The following is a 19,593-nucleotide window of genomic DNA, read 5'->3' as shown; positions in this document are numbered from 1 at the left end:
CTCCGGACACGACACCCCCTAGCGGCGGCGCCTGCCGTCGTCCTCCTCGTCGTGCGGGCCGAGCAGCTCGTCCGCCAGCGTCGGCAGGTCGTCGAGCGGTGTCTCCTCCGCCCAGTCCGAGCGGCGGCGCGGGCGCCCCTGCTCGTCGAGCTGCGGCAGCTCGCGCGTCCGGTCGTTCGCGCCCTGCGCGCCGGCCGAGGGCTCCGCGGGCCGCTCGTCGCGGAAGAACCCCGGCGGCACCCGGTCGGCCGGACCGGAGTCGCGTACGGGCGGCAGGACGGCGGTCTCGTCGGCGTCGCGTACGGGCGGGAGCACGGCGGTCTCGTCGGCTTCCCGCACCGGCCGCAGGACCGTCGTCTGCTCCTCGGGCCGGACGTCCTCCGGCTCCGGGCGCACGATCGGCGTGGGGACGGTGATCTCGTTCGGCGAGATCCTCGGCACGGTCTGCGTGACCTCGTCCGGCCGCAGGTCACCGGAGGGAGCGGCGTCGGCGGGGGCGGCATCGGCCGGGCGCGCCCCGGCACCGGAACGGGCGCCACCGACCCGCGGGTCCTCGGGCTTCACGATCGGCGTCGGCACCGTGACCTCGTTCGGCGACACCTCGGCGGCCTCCGCCGCCTCGGCCCGCCGGGCGGCCTCGCGAGCCGCCTCTTCCTTCCGGGCCGCCTCGGCCTCACGCGCCGCCTTCTCCCGGGCGGCGTCCTGCTCCGCGGCGGCGGCACGCGCGGCCTCGCGCGCGGCAGCCTCCTGGGCCGCCTTCTCGGCAGCGGCCTCTTGTGCCGCCTTCCGTGCGACGGCCTGGGCGGCGGCCTCCCGTGCGGCCTTCTCCGCCTCCTCAGCGGCGGCCTTGCGCGCCGCCTCCTCGGCGGCCTTCGCCGCGGCGGCCTCCGCGAGACGCCGGGCCTCCTCGGCCCTGACCAGCGCCTCCTCGGCCTTGCGCTGCTTCTCGCGGCGGCGCTCCTCGGCCTCCTCGCGCAGCCGGGCCTCTTCCTCGGCCTGCCTGCGGCGGCGCTCCTCCTCCTCGCGGCGGGCCTTCTCCTCGGCCTCGCGCCGCCTGCGCTCCTCCTCGGCGGCCAGCCTGGCCTCCTCGGCCCGCTGGCGTGCCTCGGCCGCCTGCCGTTCGGCCTCGCGCTGCCGCGCCTCTTCCTCCTCGCGGCGCTTGCGCTCCTCCTCCTCGGCACGGAGCCGGGCGAGCTGCTCCTGGCGCTCGCGCTCCAGACGCTCCTCCTCCGCCTTGCGCGCGGCCTCTTCCTCGGCCCTGCGCCTGGCCTCCTCCTCGGCCTTCCGGCGCGCCTCCTCCTGGGCCTTCACCTCGGCCTCGGACAGCGGCAGCATCCGGTCGAGGCGGTGGCGTACGACGGTGGTGACGGCCTCGGGCTCCTGGCCGGCGTCGACGACGAGGTACCGGCCCGGGTCGCCCGCGGCCAGCGCGAGGAAACCGGCCCGCACGCGCGCGTGGAACTCCGGCGGCTCCGACTCCAGCCGGTCCGGCGCCTCGGTGAACCGTTCCCTCGCGGTCTCCGGCGCGACATCGAGCAGCACCGTCAGGTGCGGTACGAGACCACCGGTCGCCCAGCGGTTGATGCGGGCGATCTCGGTCGGCGACAGATCGCGGCCGGCGCCCTGGTAGGCGACGGACGAGTCGATGTAGCGGTCGGAGATGACCACCGCGCCCCGCTCCAGGGCGGGCTTGACCAGCGAGTCGACGTGCTCGGCGCGGTCGGCCGCGTACAGCAGCGCCTCCGCGCGGTTCGAGAGGCCGGCCGAGGAGACGTCGAGCAGGATCGACCGCAGCCGCTTGCCGATGGGGGTCGCACCGGGCTCGCGGGTGACGACGACCTCGTGGCCCTTGGCCCGGATCCACTCCGCGAGCGCCTCGGCCTGGGTGGACTTGCCGGCTCCGTCGCCGCCCTCCAGGGCGATGAAGAAGCCGTTCGCGGCGGGGGCCTGCACGGGGTCGGCGCCGCGCAGCGCGTCCCGCAGGTCGCGGCGGAGCGGGACGCCGGCCCGGTCGTCGGTCTTGGCGAGGACCAGGGCCGCGACCGGCAGCAGCAGCGCGCCGACGAGCATCAGGGTGAAGGCGGCGCCGCCGTGCGCGAAGACGAAGTCGCCGGAGGCGAGCCGGTGCGGTCCGATCGCGGCGGCGAGCAGGGGTGCGGCGAGGGCGCCGACGGCCATGGCGACGCGGACGACCGCCTGGAGGTGCTCGGTGATCCGGGGGCGGCGGGCGTCCTCCGTCTCCTGGTCGACGAGGGTGTGGCCGGTGTGAGCGGCGACACCGCTCGCGTATCCGACGAGGACGGCGAGGAACAGCACCGTCGCCGTGTCCGGCACGAGGCCCATCGCGAGCAGCGCGATCCCGGTGACGGTGATCGCGAGGGCGAGGAGGCGACGGCGGGACAGCGCGGGGAGGACGGAGCCGCCCGTGCGGATGCCGACGGCGGTGGCGCCGCTGAGCGCGAGGATCAGCAGCGCGAAGGTGACGGGTCCTGCGCCGAGGTCGTGGGCGTGCAGGACGGCGACGGCCGCGGCGGCGGTGACGGCTCCGGCGACGGTGGCGCAGGCGAGGACGAGCAGCGGCAGGGCGCCCGTGCGTCCCTTCTCCGCGGCGGAGCGCCGCAGGCCTTCCAGGGGCGAACGGGGCCGCGGGGTCTGTCCGCCGGGCAGCTCCATGGCGTACAGGACGGAGACGGAGGCGGCGAACAGGCCGGCGGCGACGTACGCGCCGAGGGCGGCCTGGTGTGCCGAGAACCACTCGATGCCGGTGGCCAGCAGGTTCCCGATCAGGGTCGCGACGAGCAGTACGGCGGCGGCCGCCGGGACCGCGAGGAATCCGGTGCGCAGGGTGAGCCGGCGCAGCGCGTCGAGGTGGTCGGGCAGCGGCCGGACGGCGGCGCCCTCCGGCGGCGGGGCGGGCAGCAGCGCGGGGGCCGCGCCCTCCCGGGCGATGGTCCACAGGCGCTCGGCCGCGCCGGCGACGAAGACGGTCCCGAGGAGGAACCACAGCGCCTTGTCCGGTGTCCAGACGATCCACAGCGGGGCGACCACGAGCAGCGCGAGGCGCACCCCGTCGGCGCCGATCATGGTCCAGCGCCGGTCGAGCGGGCCGGCGGGCGCGGTCAGCGCGGTGAGCGGACCGAGGAGTACGGCGCCGAAGAGCACCGCCGCGAGCAGTCTCGCGCCGACCACCGCGGCGACGGCGAACGCGGCGCCCCGGTATCCGCCGCCGAGGGCCCCTTCGGAGACCGCGGCCTGATACCCCAACAGCACCAGCACGAGGAGGGCGAGGGCGTCGCCCGTGCCCCCGACCAACTGCGCGTTCCACAAGCGGCGCAGGGGCTGATGGCGAAGAAGGGCGCGTACGGCACGCTCGCGGGAGTCCGCGACAAGGGCGACGTCGGAGTCTGGCTGCTCTGCTCGCGTCATCCGTCCACCCTATCCGGACGCCTTCACTCCCTGTGTCCCCCGCCCGAACAAACGTCGGAGAGGAGCTGAAGGGAGCCGGACGCCCACGAAACCGGCACCATGCACGGTGCACCGCGTACCCGACGCCCGGCGCCCGAATCCCGACGACCGGCGGCCGGCGGCCGCTCGTACAGATCTCCGGGAACGCCGAAGGGGCGGAGGCATTTCGCCCCGCCCCTTCGTCATGCGTACCGCTATGTCCCGCCCGCGGCGCTACTCCGGCTTCGCCGCCGCCGTCTTCTTCGTGGCGGCCTTCTTCGCCGTGGCCGTCTTGACCGTCGTCGTCTTCTTCGCCGCGGTCGTCGTCTTCTTGGCCGCGGTCTTCTTCGCCGTGGTCGCCTTCTTCGCGGGAGCCGCCTTCTTGGCCGGCGCCTTCTTGGCGGTCTTCTTCGCCGGGCCCTTGGCCCGCTTCTCCGCGAGCAGCTCGAACCCGCGCTCCGGCGTGATCGTCTCCACGCTGTCCCCGGTCCGCAGGGTCGCGTTCGTCTCGCCGTCGGTGACGTACGGGCCGAAGCGCCCGTCCTTCACGACGACCGGCTTCTCGCTGACCGGGTCGACGCCCAGCTCCTTCAGCGGCGGCTTGGCCGCGGCCCGGCCACGCTGCTTGGGCTGCGCGTAGATCGCGAGCGCCTCCTCCAGCGTGATCGTGAAGAGCTGCTCCTCGTCCGTCAGCGACCGCGAGTCCGTGCCCTTCTTCAGGTACGGGCCGTAGCGGCCGTTCTGCGCCGTGATCTCGACGCCCTCCGCGTCCGTGCCCACCACGCGCGGCAGGGACATCAGCTTGAGCGCGTCCTCCAGGGTCACCGTGTCCAGCGCCATGGACTTGAAGAGCGAGGCGGTCCGCGGCTTCACCGCGTTCTTGCCGGTCTTCGGGGTGTCCTCGGGAAGGATCTCGGTGACGTACGGGCCGTACCGCCCGTCCTTGGCGACGATCTGGTTCCCGCTGACCGGGTCGACGCCGAGTTCGAAGTCACCGCTCGGCTTGGCGAACAGCTCCTCCGCGTAGGCGACGGTCAGCTCGTCAGGAGCCAGGTCCTCCGGAACGTCCGCGCGCTGATGGCCCTCGGAGTCCTTCTCACCGCGCTCGACGTACGGACCGTACCGGCCGACCCGCAGCATGACGCCGTCGCCGACCGGGAAGGAGGAGATCTCCCGGGCGTCGATCGCGCCGAGGTCGGTCACCAGCTCCTTCAGGCCGCCGAGGTGGTCACCGTCGCCGTTCCCGGCGTCGGCGGCGCCCCCGGACGCGGCCGCCTGGCCGCCCTCGCCGAAGTAGAAGCGCTTCAGCCACGGCACGGCCTGGGCCTCGCCCCGGGCGATCCGGTCGAGGTCGTCCTCCATCCGGGCCGTGAAGTCGTAGTCGACGAGCCGGCCGAAGTGCTTCTCCAGCAGGTTGACGACGGCGAAGCTGAGGAAGGACGGCACCAGGGCCGTGCCCTTCTTGAAGACGTACCCGCGGTCCAGGATCGTGCCGATGATCGACGCGTACGTCGACGGGCGGCCGATCTCGCGCTCTTCCAGCTCCTTGACCAGCGAGGCCTCGGTGTAGCGGGCCGGCGGCTTCGTCGCGTGGCCGTCGACCGTGATCTCCTCGGCCGACAGCGCGTCGCCCTCGGCGACCTGCGGCAGCCGGCGCTCGCGGTCGTCCAGCTCCGCGTTGGGGTCGTCGGCGCCCTCGACGTACGCCTTCATGAAGCCGTGGAAGGTGATCGTCTTGCCGGAGGCGCTGAACTCCACGTCCCGGCCGTCGGCGGCCCGGCCGCCGATCTTCACGGTGACGGAGTTGCCGGTCGCGTCCTTCATCTGGGAGGCGACGGTCCGCTTCCAGATCAGCTCGTAGAGCCGGAACTGGTCGCCGGTCAGACCGGTCTCCGCCGGAGTGCGGAAACGATCACCCGAGGGGCGGATCGCCTCGTGCGCCTCCTGCGCGTTCTTGACCTTGCCGGCGTAGACGCGGGGCTTCTCCGGCAGGTAGTCGGCGCCGTACAGCTGCGTGACCTGCGCCCGGGCCGCCGCGACGGCGGTGTCCGAGAGGATCGTGGAGTCCGTACGCATGTACGTGATGAAGCCGTTCTCGTACAGCTTCTGGGCGACCTGCATGGTCGCCTTCGCACCGAAGCCCAGCTTGCGGCTCGCCTCCTGCTGGAGGGTGGTCGTCCGGAACGGGGCGTACGGGGAGCGGCGGTACGGCTTGGACTCGACCGAGCGGACGCCGAACGCGGTGTCGGCGAGCGCGGCGGCGAGCGCCCGGGCGTTCTGCTCGTCGAGGTGGAGCACCTGCTCGGACTTCAGCCGGCCGTCGGCGCCGAAGTCACGGCCCTGGGCGACGCGGCGGCCGTCGACCGTCGCCAGGCGGGCGACCAGGGACGACGGGTCGGACGGGTCACCGGCGCGGCCGGTGGAGAAGGTGCCGGTGAGGTCCCAGTACTCGGCGGAGCGGAAGGCGATGCGCTCGCGCTCCCGCTCGACGACGAGACGGGTGGCGACGGACTGGACGCGGCCGGCGGAGAGGCCGCGCATGACCTTCTTCCACAGGACCGGCGAGACCTCGTAGCCGTAGAGCCGGTCGAGGATGCGGCGGGTCTCCTGCGCGTCGACCATGCGCTTGTTCAGCTCGCGCGGGTTGGCGACGGCGGCCTGGATCGCGTCCTTGGTGATCTCGTGGAAGACCATCCGGTGGACCGGGACCTTGGGCTTCAGGACCTCGAGGAGGTGCCACGCGATGGCTTCGCCCTCGCGGTCCTCATCGGTGGCGAGGAAGAGTTCGTCGACCCCGGCCAGCTGCTCCTTGAGCTTCCTGACCTGGGCCTTCTTGTCGGCGTTGACGACGTAGATCGGCTGGAAGTCGTGTTCCACGTCGACGCCGAGGCGGCGCACCTCGCCGGTGTATTGGTCCGGCACCTCGGCGGCGCCGCTGGGGAGGTCGCGGATGTGCCCGACGCTCGCCTCGACGACGTATCCGGGGCCGAGGTAGCCCTTGATCGTCTTCGCCTTGGCAGGCGACTCGACGATGACGAGTCGGCGGCCGCCCTGTGCGGTCTCGCTGGTCGGGGACAACTTCGCTCTTCTCTCCGGTCGACGCTCGGTGGCACGTACGCATGTACGGCACTGGCCCTGGCACACACGGCAGCTGCACGTCACGGTGACGCTGACGCTGTCGTCGCTGCGGAGTGTGACGGTACAACCCGCCCCCGTGTCAAACGGCGAAAGCCCGCAACGGCCACTCGAACGGTAACCCGACTCCTGGCATTCCTGCCGCCCGGACCTCCGGCCGGGCGGGGCGGGGCGCGCTCAGAGGCGGCCGAAGCACCAGACGCCGAGAAGAAGGAAGACGACTCCGAAGAGGGTGGTGAGGACGGCGGCCGTGCCCGGCGCGACCCCGTGCGCCACCGGCTCGCGGCTCAGCACCCGCGCCCCCGTCCACAGCATCAGCGCGGCCCCGAACAGCGCGAACGCCGTCCCGGCGAAGATCGCAGGCCCGCTCTCCATGGTCCGTACCCCGTTCGTCCGTCATGCCCCGGTCATCCCTGGGCAGAGGCTGGCACCTCCCGGCGTCGCGGGCGCGAATTCCGGGTGAACGACGCGGGCTCGGGTGTCGGGGTTCACGAAGATGGCCGGTACTGAACGAATGCGCGACGGAGGCGGGCTCTCTCCTCGCCGTGCCCGCACCCTCGCGGCGGCGGGGCGGATCGGCGCTCGTACGCGGCTGCCTCCGTGCCGCCGGTCGCGGAGGCGGAAGCCGCTCGGGCGGCGTCGCGGGGGGAGGGGGACGCGCCCCCGGCGACGCCGGGTTCCCGGTGGGGCAAGACGCTGAGGGGCGGCGGGAGCACCCGCCCGACCAGCGGATTTCCGCCGCGCGGAGGCGGCATCGCGCAGTCGGGCGGGGCCCGGCGGCTGCCCGCTCCCCCGCCCACGGCGAACCGGACGCCGGACAGGAAGCGGAACGTCCGGCGGCACGCATCCGGCGTCGCCGCCCACCCCCACTGCCGGTTGCGGGCCGCGGACCGCCCCTGCCGCGGGCGGCCGCGTCGTCCGGAATTCCCGGGTCAAGGCCCGTCAGGCGCCGCCGCCCTCGCCGACGGGCAGCAGGAAGCCCTCCTCCACCAGGAGCCGGATCGCCTGGGGCGTCCGGTCCCGGAGCAGCACCGGATCCTCGCCGGTCAACTGCCCGATCGCGTCCAGGATCCGGCCGGCGCTGAGCGATCCGTCGCAGACTCCCGCGAAGCCTGCCGCGACGTGGTCCACCCTGGTGGCGCGCCGCATGCCGCGGTTCTGCCTCAGCACCACGTGCTCGGGGTCCTCGGCGCCGGGCAGGCCGACCTGCTCCTGGACGACCTCGGGCGCGAGGACGAAGTGCTCGGCGAGCAGCGCCGCGTCGTCGTGGGTCCGCAGGTACTCCTGGCGTTCGAAGTGGGCGCGTACGGTCTCGCCGAGCGGCTGCTCGACCGGGTGCGGCCACTCCTCGACGACGATCGACGGCTCGACCGCGCCGGACGCGACGGCGGCGTTCCTGCGCAGGGTGATCCAGCCGAAGCCGACGGCCTTCGTCCCGCGGGCCTCGAACTCGTCCAGCCACGCCTCGTACCGCTCGGTGTACCGCCGCGGGTCCTCGCGGTGGTCGCCGCTGTCCCGCAGCCACAGCTCGGCGTACTGCGTGATGTCCTGGACCTCGCGCTGCACGATCCACGCGTCGCAGCCGCGCGGCACCCAGGAACGCAGCCGGTCCTGCCACTCCTCGCCTTCCACGTGCTGCCAGTTGGCGAGGAACTGGGCGTACCCCCCGTCGTTGAGCCGCTCGCCGGCCTCCCGCACGAGCGTCCGGCACAGGTCGTCGCCGCCCATCCCACCGTCGCGGTAGGTCAGCCGGGCGCCCGGGGAGATGACGAACGGCGGGTTGGAGACGATCAGGTCGTACGTGTCGCCGTCGACGGGCTCGAAGAGGGAGCCGGGGAGCAGTTCGGCCTCGCGGGCCCCGGAGAGGGCGAGCGTGAGCCGGGTGAAGTCGAGGGCGCGGGGGTTGAGGTCGGTCGCTGTCACCAGGGTGGCGTGCTGGGAGGCGTGCAGGGCCTGGATTCCGGAGCCGGTGCCGAGGTCGAGCGCGGAGGCCACGGGCGTGCGGACGGTGATGCCCGCGAGGGTCGTGGAGGCGCCGCCGACGCCGAGGACGACTCCTTCGTCCTTGCTGCCGATGCCGCCGGCGCCGCCGACCGCGCAGCCCAGGTCGGAGACGATGAACCAGTCCTGGCCCTCGGGCCCGCCGTACGGCCGTACGTCGACGGTCGCCCGGACCTGACCGGCCATCTCCGATGCCTCTCCGCTCGTCCCGTCGGTCTCCTCGATCCAGCCGTCGGCCAGGGCTTCCTTCAGCGGCAGCGCGGCGGCGGCGCGCTCGGCGGGGACGGTGCCCTGGAGCAGGAAGAGGCGGACGAGCGTCTCCAGCGGGGAGTCGCCGCGGGTGGCGCGCAGCGCGGGCACGGTCTCGCTGCGGGCGAGGGCGCTGTAGGCGGGGGCGCCGAGGAGCTCGAGCAGCCCGTCGGCGGTGAAGTCGGCGGCGAGCAGCGCCTCGCGCAGTCGGGCGGCGTGCGCGGGCACCGGAAGGCTGGTGGTCAGGCTGGTCGTACTCACCCGACCATTGTGACCGCCGCCACCGACAATCCCCGCCGAGACCCCGCACGCGCGCGTGGCGCTCCCCCGAACCCCCACCCGGCCGCCCGCACGCGCCACATGCGCGCCGAACGCACCGGGTGGCAGCGCCTGCTCTACTCCGCGCTCTTGCTCGCCGTCGAGGACGGCTTGGCGGTCGTGGCCGCCGTCGCGGCCGGCTTCGAGGGCTGCGAGCCCGGCTTCGCGGCCGGAGCCGAGGGCTTCGCCTTCTGGCAGCCGGGCTGCTTGGCCATCGCCGTGCCCAACTCGCCGCCCTGCAGCTTCGCCAGCGCGTCCTGGTCCATCTTCTCGATCTTCTTCAGACCGTCGGCGATGCCCTGCAGGCCGTCCGCGAACTTCTGCTGGTTGTTCGGGTCGAGCGCGTCGACCTGCTTCTTCAGTCCCTCGTACGCCACCGCGGTCGCGTTGAGTTCCTTGATCGCGTCCTGCTGGACCTTCTCGCCGTTGTCGACGGGCGGCACGCCGGCGCCTTCGACGGCCTTGGCGAGCGCCCGGTCGGCGTCGGCGATGTCCTGGAACGCCTTCGAGTCGGCGGCCTGGATGTCGGCGGGCTTGCCGTCCGCGGCCGTCGAGATGATCAGCTGCTGGGCGTCGGCCCGCTTCTGGATCTGGGGCTTCGCCTGGTCGCAGACCGTCTTGGCCCAGTCGTTTACCTTGTCGCCGTCGTCGCTGCACCCGGACAGCGCGAGCACCAGTACCGCGCCGCCGGACAGTGCGGCCGCAAGCTTCTTGTTCACCGGATCGGTCCCTTCCAAGGCTCTCGGCCCCGGAACATACACGCCAAGCGGGCGACATCCACCTTTCGTGGGACCGGTTCGTCCCTTATTGCAGCCTTTTGCACCAAGGGAGACACGCCTCACGTCTCCACAAGAATCGGCGGACGGCGCGTCAGAACACGCCGTCCGCCCTCTTCTTGAACAGGCGTTACGGAACGACCGGCGCGTTCGAAGGGGTGTCCGACCGGTCCCCGGCGTTGTCTCCGTCACCCATGACCACCGAACGCCGCTTGGAGACGTAGACGGCACCGATGATGACGACGATCGCGAGGCCGGCGATCAGGGTCCGCACCCCGGCGCTCGCGTCATCGCCGAAGCTGAACTGCACCACGGCGGGCGCGATCAGCAGGGCGACCAGGTTCATCACCTTCAGGAGCGGGTTGATCGCCGGACCGGCGGTGTCCTTGAACGGGTCGCCGACGGTGTCGCCGATCACGGTGGCGGCGTGGGCGTCGCTGCCCTTGCCGCCGTGGTGCCCGTCCTCGACGAGCTTCTTGGCGTTGTCCCAGGCCCCACCGGAGTTGGCGAGGAAGACGGCCATCAGCGCGCCCGTACCGATGGCTCCGGCGAGGTACGCGCCGAGCGCGCCGACACCGAGCGAGAAGCCGACCGCGATCGGTGCCAGGACGGCGAGCAGTCCGGGCGTGGCGAGTTCGCGCAGCGCGTCCTTGGTGCAGATGTCGACGACGCGTCCGTACTCCGGCTGTTCGGTGTAATTCATGATCCCGGGGTGCTCGCGGAACTGCCGCCGCACCTCGAAGACGACCGCTCCCGCGGACCGCGACACGGCGTTGATCGCGAGGCCGGAGAAGAGGAAGACGACCGCCGCGCCGAGGATCAGCCCGAAGAGGTTGTTGGGCTGGGAGATGTCCATCGAGAGGTTCATCTCCGTGCCCCTGGCCCCGACCTCGGCGACCGCCGTGGCGATCGCGTCGCGGTACGAGCCGAAGAGCGCCGCCGCCGCCAGCACGGCGGTGGCGATGGCGATGCCCTTCGTGATCGCCTTGGTGGTGTTGCCGACGGCGTCGAGGTCGGTGAGGACCTGCGCGCCCGCGCCCTGGACATCGCCGGACATCTCCGCGATGCCCTGGGCGTTGTCGGAGACCGGGCCGAAGGTGTCCATGGCGACGATCACGCCGACGGTGGTGAGCAGCCCGGTGCCGGCCAGGGCGACCGCGAAGAGGGCCAGCATGATGGAGGTGCCGCCGAGCAGGAACGCGCCGTAGACGCCGAGGCCGATGAGCAGGGCGGTGTAGACGGCGGACTCCAGGCCGATGGAGACGCCGGCGAGGACGACGGTGGCGGGGCCGGTGAGCGAGGACTTGCCGATGTCCCTGACGGGGCGTCGGGAGGTCTCGGTGAAGTAGCCGGTGAGCTGCTGGATGAGCGCGGCCATGACGATGCCGATGGCGACGGCGACCAGGGCGAGGATCCGCGGGTCGCCCGCGTGAGCCGCGATCCCGGGCTCGGTGACCCCCTTGAGGTCGGCGTAGGAGGACGGCAGGTAGGCGAAGACGGCGACGGCGACGAGCGCCAGGGAGATCACCGCGGAGATGAAGAACCCGCGGTTGATGGCGCTCATTCCGCTGCGGTCGGCGCGCCGCGGGGCGACCGCGAAGATACCGATCATCGCGGTGACCACGCCGATCGCCGGGACGATCAGCGGAAAGGCGAGGCCGAGGTCGCCGAAGGCCGCCTTTCCGAGGATGAGGGCGGCGACCAGCGTCACCGCGTACGACTCGAAGAGGTCGGCGGCCATGCCGGCGCAGTCGCCGACGTTGTCGCCCACGTTGTCGGCGATGGTGGCGGCGTTGCGGGGGTCGTCCTCGGGGATGCCCTGCTCGACCTTGCCGACGAGGTCGGCGCCGACGTCAGCGGCCTTGGTGAAGATGCCGCCGCCGACTCGCATGAACATGGCGATGAGGGCGGCGCCCAGGCCGAAGCCCTCGAGGACCTTGGGAGCGTCGGCGGCGTACACGAGGACGACGCAGGAGGCACCGAGCAGGCCGAGGCCGACGGTGAACATGCCGACCACTCCGCCGGTACGGAAAGCGATCTTCATCGCTTTGTGCGAGACGGTCGTCAGATCCTTTTCCGGTTCACCCGGGGCAGGGGTCGCCTCGCGCGCGGCGGCGGCGACGCGCACATTGGCCCGTACGGCGAGCCGCATACCGATGTATCCGGTGGTCGCGGAGAAAAGCGCACCCACCAGGAAGAAGAGGGAACGCCCGGATCGCTGCGACCAGTCGTCGGCCGGGAGCAGCATCAGCAGGAAGAACACGACGACCGCGAAGATCGCCAAAGTGCGCAACTGCCGTGCGAGATAGGCATTCGCGCCTTCCTGTACGGCGGCCGCGATCTTCTTCATCGCGTCGGTGCCCTCCCCGGCGGCGAGCACCTGACGGACCAGCAGCTGGGCGACGAGCAGAGCCGCGAGCGCGACGGCCGCGACGACGATCACGATCGTCCGGTTCCCGTCGGTGAGTACCGCCGCGGCGAGAGAAGTGGGGTGTCCGGCCAGTTCTGGGTTGAAGAGCCCCGCCATTCGTCCTCCTTGACGTTGCGAGCTCAAGATGTGGACGGATTGTAGGGAGCGGAACCTGATCAAAACAGGGCGCCGCAAATGGAATTCCCCATTGCCTCACTCTTCCCCACCGGAAGCAGTAATGGGGCAAAAGCATGAACACATGATCCATGATCTAGAGAAATGAAAAGAGGCCCTGCTCAGCAGGGCCTCTTTTTCGGTTCTCGCCGCTTCTCACGGCCTCTCGCCTGGTCTCGCCCCTTCAGGGGAGCACAGCCGCCGAGGCCGTCGGCCAGCTCATGCGGATCACTCCGCCCTGCTCCCCGGCGCTCACCTCGACGTCGTCGACGAGCCCGCGGATGACCGCGAGGCCCATCTCGTCCTCGCCGTCCGGGTCGTCGAACTCCTCGACCGGAGCCGCGGCCCGCGCGCCGGGGACACCGGCGGCGTCCGCCGCCGCCACCCCCGCGCCCGGCACCTCGTCGCCGACCTCGATGGAGAAGCTCTTCTCCTCCTCGGTCAGCACGACCCGGACCGGGGTGGTGACGCCATGGCCGCGGTGCAGCCCGACCGCACGGGAGCACGCCTCGCCGACGGCGAGTCTGACCTCGTCGAGGACCGCCTCGTCGACACCGGCCCGGCGCGCCACCGCGGCCGCCACCAGGCGGGCCGTGCGGACATGCTCGGGCTGGGCGCTGAAGCGGAGTTCAACGGTGGCCATACGGTCCCCCTAAGAACGGTGGGCGGGCAACTCGGAGGACCGGGCCTGGCGGGCCCGGCTCTCCTTCGACCTTCTTCCGACCTCAGTCGGTGGCGTTGACGGCCTCGTCGACCGTGGTGTGGATGGGGAACACCTTGGTCAGGCCGGTGATCCGGAAAATCTTGAGAATGCGCTCCTGGTTGCAGACCAGGCGCAGCGAGCCCTCATGCGCGCGCACGCGCTTCAGGCCACCCACCAGCACGCCGAGACCGGTCGAGTCGAGGAAGTCCACGCCCTCCATGTCGACGACCAGGTGGTAGCTGCCGTCGTTCACCAACTCGACCAACTGCTCGCGCAGCTTGGGCGCGGTATACACATCAATCTCGCCACCGACCTCGACGACCGTACGGTCGCCGCTCGGGCCGGACACATTGCGAGTCGACAGGGACAGGTCCACGGATCCTCCAGCACCTTGCTATCGGGCGTTCGCCCCTCGGGTCTCCCGGGCGGAGTCGGGGGACGGATCGCCAGCCGCGATGGCATTCAATCACTTACCAGCAGCCATGCACGACGCCTTGGGAGCATTGTCCGTCACGCCAGTGACACACTCGGTGCCGATGGCCAAGAATCACCGCCCCAGTGGACCCGCCGAAAGCACGGGCAGTCGCCCGTCCCCCGGCGTGGTCCTCGACCGGCTCACCCAGGGCGAGAGCCGGGCAGCGCGCATCACTCATACGGAGCACCTGCCCGCTCGGGCGGGTCGGCATGCCGTCTGGCCGCATCGCATCCGTACGGAAGTGATCAGCGCCATCCAGGCGGCCGGCATCGAGCATCCCTGGGCCCACCAGGCGGAGGCCGCCGAGCGGGCCCTGGACGGCGAATCCGTGGTGATCGCCACCGGAACGGCGTCCGGGAAGTCACTTGCCTATCTCACCCCGGTCCTCTCCACCCTCCTGGACGGCTCGGAGGCCGCCAACGGGCGCGGCACGACCGCCCTCTACCTCGCCCCCACGAAGGCCCTCGCCGCCGACCAGCGGCGCGCCGTACGCGAGCTGGCCGCCCCGCTGGGCAACCGGATCCGGCCCGCCGTCTACGACGGCGACACGCCGGTCGAGGAGCGCGAGTGGGTCCGTCAGTACGCGAACTATGTGCTGACCAACCCCGACATGCTCCACCGGGGCATACTCCCGGCCCATCCGCGCTGGTCCTCCTTCCTGCGCTCCCTGCGCTATGTCGTGATCGACGAGTGCCACACCTACCGGGGCGTCTTCGGCTCCCACGTCGCCCAGGTGCTGCGCCGCCTGCGCCGGGTCTGCGCCCGCTACGGCGCGGACCCCGTCTTCCTCCTGGCCTCCGCCACCTCGGCCGAGCCCGCCGTGGCGGCCGGCCGGCTCACCGGCCTGCCGGTCTCGGAGGTCTCCGACGACGCCTCCCCGCGCGGCGAGCTGGTCTTCGCCCTCTGGGAGCCGCCGCTGACGGAACTCCACGGCGAGCAGGGCGCCCCGGTCCGCCGCACGGCGACCGCCGAGACGGCCGACCTGCTGACCGACCTCGCCGTGCAGGGCGTCCGCTCCGTCGCCTTCGTACGCTCCCGGCGCGGCGCGGAGCTGATCTCGGTCATCGCCCAGGAACGCCTCGCCGAGGTCGACCGCTCCCTGGCCCGCCGGGTGGCCGCCTACCGGGGCGGCTACCTGCCCGAGGAGCGCCGGGCCCTGGAGCGGGCCCTGCACTCCGGCGAGCTCCTGGGCCTGGCCGCCACGACCGCCCTGGAACTCGGCGTGGACGTCTCCGGCCTCGACGCCGTCCTCATCGCCGGCTACCCCGGCACCCGCGCCTCGCTGTGGCAGCAGGCGGGCCGGGCCGGGCGCTCCGGGCAGGGCGCCCTGGCCATCCTGATCGCCCGCGACGACCCGCTGGACACCTTCCTGGTCCACCACCCCGAGGCGCTCTTCCGCCAGCCGGTCGAGTCGACCGTCCTGGACCCCGACAACCCCTACGTGCTCGCCCCCCATCTGTGCGCGGCCGCGGCGGAGCTTCCGCTGACCGACCCCGACCTGGCACTCTTCGGCCCGGCCGCCCCGGACCTGCTGCCCCAGCTGGAGGCCGCCGGGCTGCTGCGGCGGCGGGCCGGCGGCTGGTACTGGACCCGTCGGGAGCGGGCCGCCGACCTGACCGACATCCGGGGCGGGGGCGGCAGCCCGGTGCAGATCGTGGAGGCCGCCACCGGCCGCCTCCTCGGCACGGTCGACGAAGCCGCCTCCCACACGGCCGTCCACGACGGCGCCGTCCACCTCCACCAAGGCCGCACCTATCTGGTGAAGCACCTGGACCTGAAGGACTCGGTCGCCCTGGTCGAGGAGGCCTCCCCGCCGTACTCCACGACCGCCCGTGACACCACCGCCATCTCCGTCCTGGAGACCGACACCGAGATCCCGTGGGGCGCGGGCCGGCTCTGCTACGGCTCCGTCGAGGTCACCAACCAGGTCGTCTCCTTCCTGCGCCGCCGTCTCAGGACCGGTGAGGTGCTCGGCGAGACGAAGCTCGATCTGCCGCCCCGCACCCTGCGCACCCGGGCCGTGTGGTGGACGGTCACCGAGGACCAGCTCGACGCCGCCCGCATCCATCCGGAGATCCTCGGCGGCGCCCTGCACGCCGCCGAACACGCCTCCATCGGCATGCTTCCGCTCTTCGCCACTTGCGACCGCTGGGACATCGGCGGAGTGTCGATCCCGCTCCACCCCGACACGCTGCTGCCGACCGTCTTCGTCTACGACGGCCATCCGGGTGGCGCGGGCTTCGCCGAGCGGGCCTTCCACACGGCGCGGGAGTGGCTGACGGCCACCCGCGAGGCGATCGCCTCCTGCGAGTGCGAGGCCGGCTGCCCGTCCTGCATCCAGTCCCCCAAGTGCGGCAACGGCAACGACCCGCTCCACAAGCGCGGCGCCGTCCGGCTCCTCACGGAACTGCTGCGGGAAGCCCCGGCAGCGCCCCCGGAGGCCCCGCCCGCGCCCTGACAGCCGGGGCGTACGGCCCCAGGCGCACCGCCGCCGTCACGTCCGCGACATCGCCCCGCACGGAACAGCGCACGAGGGAGGCGCCCTGAGCGCCCGCCACCCGGCCCGCGGCGGCGCAGGCGGCCTCCTCGCCCCACAGCGCCCTGTCGGCCGCCGCGAGGGCCGCCAGGTCGGCGGCCCCACCCGCCCGGTGCCGGGCCGACACGGCCTGCCCCAGGGCCAGCACGGCCCCGAACACCACGCACAGGACGCAGGCCGCGAACGCGGTCCACACCGTCGCCATCCCCCGGTCGCCGGAGAGGGCGGATCGGGGTGGTGGGACCAGGCCGGGACGGGTGGCTCGTCGGCGTGGCGCGGGCGCCAGGCCGTTCACGACACACCCGTCCCGGGCGTGTCGCCGAGCGTGTCCTCGGCGAGCGCCGCGGCCCCGGCCCGCAGGGTGAGACCCATCCCGCCCGGCCCGGGGGCGGGCGCCCGCACGGTCACCCGCCACAGCTCCCCGGAACGCTCCACGGCCACCGTGGCGCCCTCAGGGGCGGCTGCCCGGGCGGCCGCCTCTGCCGCCGTCACCGGCTCCGAGCGGGCCACCGCCCGCGCTCCCGCCCGCGCCGCGTCCACGCACTGGATCTGTGCGGCGGCCGCGGCGAGCGCCCAGACCAGGGCCATGGTGAAGGCCACCAGCGCCGGCAAGGCCAGCGCCGCCTCCACCGTCACCGATCCCCGGTCCTGCGCGGAGTTCCGCGCCGGCACGCGTCCCCGGCGCCCCCTTGCGGACGTCCGGTCAGAACGGCGCATCGAGTGCCTTCCCGATGACCGACTCCAGTGCACCGGAGACCGATCCGCTCGTCACGATCTTGTACAGCACGGCGGCGAAGGCGGCGGCCGCGATCGTTCCCATCGCGTACTCGGACGTGGTCATCCCCGCGTCGGACCGGGCGGTCATACGCGCCCGCCACCAGGTGCGCAGGACCACCAAACCGCGTGCGCTCTTTCCGTTCCTCATGTCAACCCCCATGTTTTTTGCTTGCGTTGCGTGTGTTCGATGCGTTGCGTATGTTCGGCGTGTTCAGCTGGCTGGGTGGGTGCGTACGGTGTGCCAGCTGCCGTGTGCGGGCCGTCCGGCGGCGCGCCCTTCAGCTCCGCAGCAGGCCGGTCGCGAGGCCGACCACGACCGGGGCCACCCCCACCGCCAGGAAGGCGGGCAGGAAGCAGAGCCCCACGGGCGCGGTGATCAGCACCTGGGCCCGCTGCGCCCGGGCGGCTGCCCGCCGGGCGTGTTCGGCCCGCAGGCCGGCCGCGTGCCGTGCGATCGCGTCGGCGGCGGGCGCCCCGGAGGAACCGGCCCGTTCCAGAGCGCGGGCGAGCCCATCGGCGCCGGGTATCGCACCGAACCTCCGCCACACCTCGGCCGGTTCGCCGCCGAGGCGCAGCTCGGCCGCCGTACGGGCCAGCCGGTCGCCCACCGGCCCGCCCAGTGACCGGCCGACGGCCTCGGCCGCCTCTCCCGGGCCCGCTCCGGCGGAGGTGCAGGCTGCCAGCAGATCCGCGGCGAGCGGCAGTTGACGGGCCGCCTCCTCGTCCTCGCCCGTACTCGCGGCGCGCCGGGCCGACCATTTCCGCACGCCGAAGCCCGCCCCGGCCGCCACCAGGCAGCCGACGACACCGCCGAAGAGGGCGTAGCCGACGGCGGCCGCCACGAGCGGTACGAGCCAGGTGCGCACCCACGGCGAGCGGAGACCCGCGCCTCGCGGCCGGCCGCCGTCCGCCCCGGGCCCCAGCAGGGCGGCGAGCCGCTTCCGCGCCCGGCGCTCGCGGCGCCGCTCGGCCATCCCGCCGGCCGCCGCGGCGAGGGCACCGGCCATCAGGCCCGCCATCCCCAGCCTGTGGACGAACTCCTCCGAGAACCCGGCCCCCGTCAACAGACCCGAGACGCCCGTCACGTGCCTTCACCTCCTCGTACGATCCGTGCGGCCCAGCCGAGACCAGCCGCTTCCAGGGCCACGCCCACCGCGAGGCAGCCCAGACCCACCGGCGTGTGCAGCAGGACGTGCAGCGGCCGGGCGCCCATTGCCGTGCCGAGCGCGAGGCCGACGAGCGGCAGGACGGCGAGGACCGTCACCGTCGCCCAGGCGCCGGCCAGTTGGGCCTTCATCCGCTTACGCTGGTCCCTGCGTTCCCGTAAGGCGGCCTCCAGCCGGTCCAGCCCCGCCGCGAGACCCGCGCCGCCGTCGACGGCCACCTGCCAGCAGGCCGCCATCCCGGCGAGTCCGTCCGCCCCGTCCTGCCGGGCCGCGTGGCGCAGCGCCTCGGGCACGTCCCCGCCGAACCGGGCCGCCGCGAGCAGCGCTGCCTCCTCGCGGGGTCCCAGCGTCCCGGCGGCCCGCGCCTCGCCGAGGGCGAAGACGAGCGCCTGTGCGGGCTGCCGGCCGGCTCTCAGCTCACCGGCGACCGCCCCGCACAGTGCCACCGCTCCGTCGGCGCGCTCCTGGCGCCGTCTGCGCAGCCCGGACGCGCGCAGTCTCCGGCCCACCAGCGGCACCGCCACGGCCCCGGCCGCCAGGGGCAGCGGCGACTCCCCGAGGAGTGCGATCGCGGCCGCCACCGGCAGACAGAGCCACTCGCGCCGGTCCCGCACCAGCCGCCGGCAGCGGGCCCCGAGCGTGCCCCACAGCACCGGGTCGAAGCGCAGAGCTCCGGTCGCCTCATCGGCCTCCTCGCTCGCCGTGCTCAGGCCCGCGAGCAACGCGGCCGCCCTGCGCCGGGCCCGCTCCCGCTCGGCGAGGCTCCAGAGCACGCTCCCGGCGCAGAGGATGGCGGCTACCTGCGCCAGAACCCACGGCTCCCTCACCACCGTTCACCCCCGAGCAGCGACCGGAGCCGCCCCCAGCCCCGCTCCCGCTCGAACCCGTCCGCGTCCCAGCGCAGCGCGGGGACCGTCACCACCAGGCCCTCCCGGTTGCGTTCGAGAACGTGCACCTCGGCGATCCGCCGCCGGCCCGCCCGGTCCCGTACGAGATGGATCACCACCGAGAGCCCGGCGCCCAACTGGCTGTGCAGTGCCGCTCGGTCGAGCCCGGCCGCTGTCCCCAGGGCCTCAAGACGGGCCGGGACGTCCGCTGCCGTGTTGGCGTGGACGGTCCCGCAGCCGCCCTCGTGCCCGGTGTTCAGCGCGGCCAGCAGATCGACCGCCTCCCCGCCCCGGACCTCACCGACCACGAGCCGGTCGGGCCGCATCCGCAGCGCCTGCCGGACCAGATCCTGCAAGGTGACCAGTCCGGCGCCCTCCTGGTTCGCCGGCCGCGCCTCCAGGCGCACCACGTGCGGATGGTCGGGGCGCAGCTCTGCCGAGTCCTCGGCGAGCACGATGCGCTCCCCCGGGCCGACCAGGCCGAGGAGGGTGGAGAGCAGCGTCGTCTTCCCGAACCTGACGACAAGACGCCTCTACTGCTG

Annotated in this window: 14 protein-coding genes and 1 pseudogene; 1 reads left to right on the top strand and 14 read right to left on the bottom strand. The window is 73.3% G+C overall.

Features of this window, described 5'->3' with window-relative positions; all coding sequences use genetic code 11:
* Nucleotides 1-18: 18 nt before the first annotated feature.
* From tmk to ACFZBD_RS16945, 8 genes are all read right to left on the bottom strand, one after another.
* Nucleotides 19-3,426, bottom strand: coding sequence for a dTMP kinase (tmk, locus tag ACFZBD_RS16980; RefSeq protein ID WP_391140326.1), 3,408 nt, complete (start codon nucleotides 3,424-3,426; stop codon nucleotides 19-21).
* A 252-nt stretch (nucleotides 3,427-3,678) separates the two neighbouring features.
* The gene (gene topA / locus ACFZBD_RS16975) at nucleotides 3,679-6,522 is read right to left on the bottom strand and encodes a type I DNA topoisomerase (protein WP_391140325.1); all 2,844 of its coding nucleotides are present in this window, start codon (nucleotides 6,520-6,522) and stop codon (nucleotides 3,679-3,681) included.
* A 234-nt stretch (nucleotides 6,523-6,756) separates the two neighbouring features.
* Complete coding sequence (locus ACFZBD_RS16970; protein WP_391140323.1) at nucleotides 6,757-6,954, bottom strand: hypothetical protein; 198 nt, start codon at nucleotides 6,952-6,954, stop codon at nucleotides 6,757-6,759.
* Between the two features lie 567 nt (nucleotides 6,955-7,521).
* Nucleotides 7,522-9,090, bottom strand: a complete 1,569-nt coding sequence (locus ACFZBD_RS16965; protein ID WP_391140321.1) for a methyltransferase — start codon at nucleotides 9,088-9,090, stop codon at nucleotides 7,522-7,524.
* A 134-nt stretch (nucleotides 9,091-9,224) separates the two neighbouring features.
* On the bottom strand, nucleotides 9,225-9,866 hold the full coding sequence (locus ACFZBD_RS16960) for a small secreted protein (RefSeq protein ID WP_391140320.1): 642 nt from the start codon (nucleotides 9,864-9,866) through the stop codon (nucleotides 9,225-9,227).
* A 187-nt stretch (nucleotides 9,867-10,053) separates the two neighbouring features.
* The gene (locus tag ACFZBD_RS16955) at nucleotides 10,054-12,450 is read right to left on the bottom strand and encodes a sodium-translocating pyrophosphatase (protein WP_391140318.1); all 2,397 of its coding nucleotides are present in this window, start codon (nucleotides 12,448-12,450) and stop codon (nucleotides 10,054-10,056) included.
* Between the two features lie 241 nt (nucleotides 12,451-12,691).
* The gene (locus ACFZBD_RS16950; protein WP_391140317.1) at nucleotides 12,692-13,150 is read right to left on the bottom strand and encodes an ATP-binding protein; all 459 of its coding nucleotides are present in this window, start codon (nucleotides 13,148-13,150) and stop codon (nucleotides 12,692-12,694) included.
* Between the two features lie 82 nt (nucleotides 13,151-13,232).
* Nucleotides 13,233-13,586 (bottom strand): STAS domain-containing protein, encoded by a 354-nt coding sequence (locus tag ACFZBD_RS16945; protein ID WP_137988538.1) that lies wholly within the window; start codon nucleotides 13,584-13,586, stop codon nucleotides 13,233-13,235.
* A gap of 79 nt (nucleotides 13,587-13,665) precedes the next feature.
* On the opposite strand from ACFZBD_RS16945, the gene ACFZBD_RS16940 reads away from it, so the two are divergent.
* Nucleotides 13,666-16,143, top strand: a complete 2,478-nt coding sequence (locus ACFZBD_RS16940; protein WP_391140315.1) for a DEAD/DEAH box helicase — start codon at nucleotides 13,666-13,668, stop codon at nucleotides 16,141-16,143.
* Here the strand turns inward: ACFZBD_RS16940 and ACFZBD_RS16935 are convergent.
* The 6 genes and pseudogenes from ACFZBD_RS16935 to ACFZBD_RS16910 all read right to left on the bottom strand — a co-directional run.
* Nucleotides 16,085-16,426: an Rv3654c family TadE-like protein gene (locus ACFZBD_RS16935; protein WP_391140313.1), complete on the bottom strand. Its 342-nt coding sequence runs from the start codon at nucleotides 16,424-16,426 to the stop codon at nucleotides 16,085-16,087. The two genes, ACFZBD_RS16940 and ACFZBD_RS16935, sit on opposite strands and share 59 nt — an antisense overlap.
* 86 nt (nucleotides 16,427-16,512) lie before the next feature.
* Nucleotides 16,513-16,938 carry a TadE family type IV pilus minor pilin gene (locus ACFZBD_RS16930; RefSeq protein WP_391140312.1) on the bottom strand — a complete coding sequence of 142 codons (426 nt, stop codon included), beginning with the start codon at nucleotides 16,936-16,938 and terminating at the stop codon, nucleotides 16,513-16,515.
* Entirely contained in the window at nucleotides 16,925-17,086 is a 162-nt protein-coding gene (locus ACFZBD_RS16925) for a DUF4244 domain-containing protein (RefSeq protein WP_391140310.1), read from the bottom strand. Before ACFZBD_RS16925 ends, ACFZBD_RS16930 begins: the two co-directional genes overlap by 14 nt.
* A gap of 190 nt (nucleotides 17,087-17,276) precedes the next feature.
* Nucleotides 17,277-18,017: a type II secretion system F family protein gene (locus ACFZBD_RS16920; protein ID WP_391140465.1), complete on the bottom strand. Its 741-nt coding sequence runs from the start codon at nucleotides 18,015-18,017 to the stop codon at nucleotides 17,277-17,279.
* A 62-nt stretch (nucleotides 18,018-18,079) separates the two neighbouring features.
* Nucleotides 18,080-18,991 carry a type II secretion system F family protein gene (locus ACFZBD_RS16915; RefSeq protein ID WP_391140308.1) on the bottom strand — a complete coding sequence of 304 codons (912 nt, stop codon included), beginning with the start codon at nucleotides 18,989-18,991 and terminating at the stop codon, nucleotides 18,080-18,082.
* Nucleotides 18,988-19,563: pseudogene (locus ACFZBD_RS16910) on the bottom strand (ATPase, T2SS/T4P/T4SS family); the annotation flags it as partial. The pseudogene ACFZBD_RS16910 and the gene ACFZBD_RS16915, both read right to left, overlap by 4 nt.
* Nucleotides 19,564-19,593 lie beyond the last annotated feature (30 nt).

The organism is Streptomyces sp. NPDC008121, assembly GCF_042957155.1.
Classification (GTDB): domain Bacteria; phylum Actinomycetota; class Actinomycetes; order Streptomycetales; family Streptomycetaceae; genus Streptomyces.
This window is presented reverse-complemented; position numbering and strand designations above follow the sequence as displayed.

Coding starts and splice junctions, on each gene's coding strand:
- tmk (WP_391140326.1), bottom strand. CDS start 3,426: ATGACGCGAGCAGAGCAGCCAGACTCCGACGTCGCCCTTGTCGCGGAC.
- ACFZBD_RS16920 (WP_391140465.1), bottom strand. CDS start 18,017: ATGGCGGGCCTGATGGCCGGTGCCCTCGCCGCGGCGGCCGGCGGGATG.
- ACFZBD_RS16955 (WP_391140318.1), bottom strand. CDS start 12,450: ATGGCGGGGCTCTTCAACCCAGAACTGGCCGGACACCCCACTTCTCTC.
- ACFZBD_RS16970 (WP_391140323.1), bottom strand. CDS start 6,954: ATGGAGAGCGGGCCTGCGATCTTCGCCGGGACGGCGTTCGCGCTGTTC.
- ACFZBD_RS16940 (WP_391140315.1), top strand. CDS start 13,666: ATGGCATTCAATCACTTACCAGCAGCCATGCACGACGCCTTGGGAGCA.
- ACFZBD_RS16925 (WP_391140310.1), bottom strand. CDS start 17,086: ATGACCGCCCGGTCCGACGCGGGGATGACCACGTCCGAGTACGCGATG.
- ACFZBD_RS16935 (WP_391140313.1), bottom strand. CDS start 16,426: ATGGCGACGGTGTGGACCGCGTTCGCGGCCTGCGTCCTGTGCGTGGTG.
- ACFZBD_RS16950 (WP_391140317.1), bottom strand. CDS start 13,150: ATGGCCACCGTTGAACTCCGCTTCAGCGCCCAGCCCGAGCATGTCCGC.
- ACFZBD_RS16930 (WP_391140312.1), bottom strand. CDS start 16,938: ATGCGCCGTTCTGACCGGACGTCCGCAAGGGGGCGCCGGGGACGCGTG.